The sequence below is a fragment of the uncultured Campylobacter sp. genome (assembly GCF_938031315.1).
In the GTDB taxonomy this organism is placed as follows: domain Bacteria; phylum Campylobacterota; class Campylobacteria; order Campylobacterales; family Campylobacteraceae; genus Campylobacter_B.
Genome location: NZ_CALHHT010000344.1, coordinates 1 through 4318 on the forward strand (window position 1 = coordinate 1; position 4318 = coordinate 4318).

Here is a 4318-nt window from a genome sequence, read left to right on the forward strand (position 1 = left end):
CACCCCATGGGTGATAGCCAGTTTCAAACCCCATCGGAGATAATTTACACTTTGCTTGGCAGATAAGCTCAAGCAATTTTTTTCATCTGAGTTTCAAACTCCATTGGAGGGAATTTACACGTTATTTCGATTTTGCTGATGCTTTTATTTACGATGGTTTCAAACTCCAGTGGAGAGAATTTACACGCTCCTCAAGGAGTGCGTAGATGTGGGAGATCGAGTTTCAAACTCCAGCGGAGGAAATTTACACAGAGCCAGAAATTCTATTTTTCTAGGCTATGAATACTTGAAGTTTATATTCCTGCTCCTTAAATTCAGATAAGCGGCAAAGGTAATTTAGAATAAAACGCCGTATTTGCAGTGTTTTGCAAATTTTAGCTAAAGCTTTATCCGCATAATTTTTAAAATTCCGACTAAAATAGGTAGCGCGGTTTAACCCCACAAGAGCCGCCGCCGTTTCGGCGTGCTATCATTTCGTCTCGCACTATCTAGCTAGCTTACTGCACGCCGACGAACCGGCACTCGGTACCGGCAAACTTTGACACACACTCAATCGCATCCCGCCGCCATACTGCCGTACTCGCAATCGCAGCGCCCATAATTTGCCGCATTGCCGCGCTACAACCGCAATACTATCTTAAATTTACTGCTCCGCCGCGCCGTATTGCTCTTAAATTTACCTTCTGCCGCACCGCTAAATTTAGCTGCGCCGCAAGCTGCGTTTTCTAAAGTAACTATAAATCCAAGCCCCGAGCACCAAAACCCCCGCGAGACAATACATATAAAAGGCCGCGCCGTTTTCATACTCCACGTCCTGCGCGCTAAAGATAGGCTGCGACATCTCGGGGTTTCGCGCCGCCTTGTCCGCGATCTGCGCCATCACCTCATCATCATGCACGTCTAGCGTGATCTTTCGCAGATCGATGAAATTCGTCCGCTTCTCTAAGTGCCTGCCGCTGCGACCCGTGACGTAAACGCTATGCGAGTAGAAATTTAGATAGTAAAATCCCGCATCGTCTTTAAAAAGCTTCTCCGAGATCTGCCGCACGGCGCCTTTAAACGGATTGTCGCCCGCCCTTTTTAGCGCGCTTAGCCTACTGCCATCTGCGCCAAATTTATAATAAACGTACCAAAGCGCGTCTTTGAGCCGGCCCTCGGCGCCGCTGCCGCGCGGACGATTTAAAATTTTATCCTTGCTTAGATAAAATATGCCGTTTTTGCTCGCAAACAGCATGTATTCCTGATGCCCGCTCTGAAAATTTAGCGGCGTATAGGGCTCGTTTGTAGCCTCAAACCTCTCGCCGTTCATCAGCACCGCGCCCGCCTTCGGATCATAAAGAAACTCTATGCCGGCGTTTGGCTCCGCGAGATACATCTGCTCGCTAGGCGTGAAATTTAGCCTCTCGCCGCCCTTATAAACGCTGCGTCCGTCGCTCAGCCACCGATCGGCCGGGCGAAAGTGCGCGGGCAGCTCGGAGCCGTCTTCGTATATGATTTTTCGCCTTATCTGTTTTAGATTTTTTGCGTCGGCACCCGCTAAAATTTTACCCTCGTAAAATACTCGCTCGCCGTCTGTGGCCACATAAGGGCTCTCGGTCAGTGGCGAGATAGGCGCGCTAGTATCAAGTCTGGCGTAGGGGTAGTTATACTCCTGCGGCCACTTTGAGAGCCCAAAGGCGTGGAAAAATACCTTGTAAATGTAGCTTATCGCGCCGCCCGTGCGCTGCGTGACGTCCGAGCAAAAGTAGCTCACGCGCCCGTCGCTGTAGTAGCGAGAACCGATCTTTTGCGTACGAGCGGGATCCAGCCCCGACATCTTGCGAGCGCCGCAAAATACGCTATTAGCGTCCATGCCGACGTTTGTGTAGGAGTATCTGCCGGTATCAAGCGCGCGAAAGCTCGCCGCGTCCGCGTCGCCCTCTAGCTCGTAGGGAGCGAGGTTCCAAGAGCGTAGGTAAATTTTGCCGCCGATGTTGTAATAATCGCTGCGGCCGATCTTTTGCGCGTCCGCGGGCAGCTCGCGCGAGCGGTCATACACCGATAGCTCATAGATAAAAACGAGCGAGACGAAGAGCGGCACGAAAAGTACCGCAAAGAGCAGCCTTAGCGCTTTTTTATCAAATTTGCTTAAGTTATTTGCCTTTTTCATAAGGCAATTATATATCTTGCTAGTTTAAAACGTTAGAAATTTAAAAGCGTTTGCGGGGAAATTTTAAAATTTAGAGTGCGGTAAATTTGGCGCTGAAAGCTGCGGGTAAATTTGACGGCGAAATTTAAGCTCAAATTTACCCACACCCGCGGAACGACGCAAGCTCCGCGCAAATTTAACTCAGTACCCGTCAAAATGCTTAGTCTTTGGCAGCACCAAATTTAGCGTAATGCCGATAATCGCGCCAAGTCCCACGCCGCTAAAGCTCATAGCGCCAAAATCCAGCACCATGCCGCCGATCGCGCAGACAAAGATGAGCGCGACGATGATCATATTGCGCGGCTCGGCCAGATCCACGCCGTTTTTTATGAGCGTTTCCATGCCCACGCTAGCGATGATACCAAAAAGCAGCAACATAATGCCGCCGATGACGGGAGCGGGGATCGTGGAGAGCGCGGCGCCGAGCTTACCCACGAAAGCTAGCAGTATCGCCGCAAGCGCGGCAAAGGTCATGATAGCGGGATTATAGGCCTTCGTGATGCTGACCGCGCCCGTGACTTCGGAGTAGGTGGTGTTCGGCGGACCGCCGAAGCAGCCTGCTAGCGACGTCGCGAGTCCGTCGCCCAGAAGAGTGCTTTTAAGCCCCGGATTTTTTAGGAAATTTTCCTTCGTGACGTTGCTGATCGCAAGCATATCGCCGATGTGCTCGATCGCGGGCGCGATAGCGATAGGCACCATGTAAATTACCGCTTCTAGCTTAAAAACTGGCGCGGTGAAGCTCGGAACTGCAAACCACGGCGCATTTAGAATCGGCGTAAAATCCACGATCCCGACAAATAGCGACGCGCAGTATCCCGCCGCGATGCCGCACAGTATCGGCACTAGGCGCAGCATGCCGCGGCCAAACATCATAACGACGATGACGGCTGAGAGCGAAATGAGCGCGATGGTAAGCGACTGCCCTTGCGTATAAAGCGCCTCTTTGCCCTTGCCCATGACCATATTTACGGCTGCGGGCGAGAGGATGAGGCCGATCGTCATGATGACGGGCCCCACGACCACGGGCGGTAAAATTTTATGCAAAAAGCCCTCGCCTTTAAGCCTAATAAGCAGGCTTAGAACCACGTAAAAAAGTCCCGCCGCGATCACCCCGCTCATCGTTGCGGCGATACCCCACTCCTTCACGCCAAAGCTTAGCGGCGCGATGAACGCAAAGCTAGATGCGAGAAAGATCGGCGGGACGTGTTTACGCGTGATGAGCTGAAACAGCAGCGTGCCGATGCCCGCCGTAAACAGCGCCACGGACGTATCAAGCCCCGTTAAGATCGGCACCAGCACGAGCGCGCCGAACGCGACGAATAAAAACTGTACGCCAACGAGAGCGTCGCGTAGCCTGAGATTGTAGCCTTCGTATTTTTCCATCTTCTCCTCTTTTTATTTTGCGGCTCCTCTTTTTCCTTTATACTTCGTTGGAAACTCGGTCGGCTTCGGTCACGGACGACTAGTCCGCTCCCTCGCCTCCGTCGTTTCCGCCTCGTCTAAAGAAAAAATACTTCGCCTTATCGTTTTACGCTCAAATTTGGGGTCAAATTTGCAAATTTTACCGACCGAGACCCGCATTGTGAAAGCGTAAATTTGAACACGTAGCGCGTTAGCGCCAGATAAACCTGCACGCAGTGCAGCAATATCTCACGTGCAGTGGGTATGGTGGGGGTTTGGGGGCGGAAGGGGCGACGCTTCGTAAGCAGAAACCCCTTCCGCCACCCAAGAAAAAGAGAAAGGCGGATACAAAAGGGAGCTCTTTTGCTTCGGCTTTGCCTCGCCTTGTGCTTAGCTGCACTTCGTTTACTACTGCTAGGACGCACTCTCTTTGAGAGCTGCTAGCAGAGCGCATTTTAAGCCCCCACCCCCTTTACAATAAAGTAAAAAACAACCTCAAACGGTTGTTTTTTACGAAAAGAATCTAACTAAATTTGACTAATTTAAATTTAGTATCTTAAAGATACAGGTCTGGGTGAGTAAAATTTACAAATTTCGGCTTCAAATTTGAGTTGCCGAGACCCGTAGCTTTAAGATGCTAAATTTAATTTTCTGTAAATCTAAAAACGTGTGGCGCGGTAGCGCCGAATAAAACTGCACACAGTGCAGCAACTTCTAACGTCGTAGGGG

Annotated in this window: 2 protein-coding genes; both read right to left on the reverse strand. The window is 50.9% G+C overall.

The genetic code is table 11. The features are described from left to right. Positions 1 to 700: 700 nt before the first annotated feature. Entirely contained in the window at positions 701 to 2149 is a 1449-nt protein-coding gene (locus tag Q0236_RS08250; protein WP_297916802.1) for a DKNYY domain-containing protein, read from the reverse strand. Between the two features lie 180 nt (positions 2150 to 2329). Beyond that, positions 2330 to 3571: a uracil-xanthine permease family protein gene (locus Q0236_RS08255; protein WP_297916804.1), complete on the reverse strand. Its 1242-nt coding sequence runs from the start codon at positions 3569 to 3571 to the stop codon at positions 2330 to 2332. Positions 3572 to 4318: the final 747 nt, after the last annotated feature.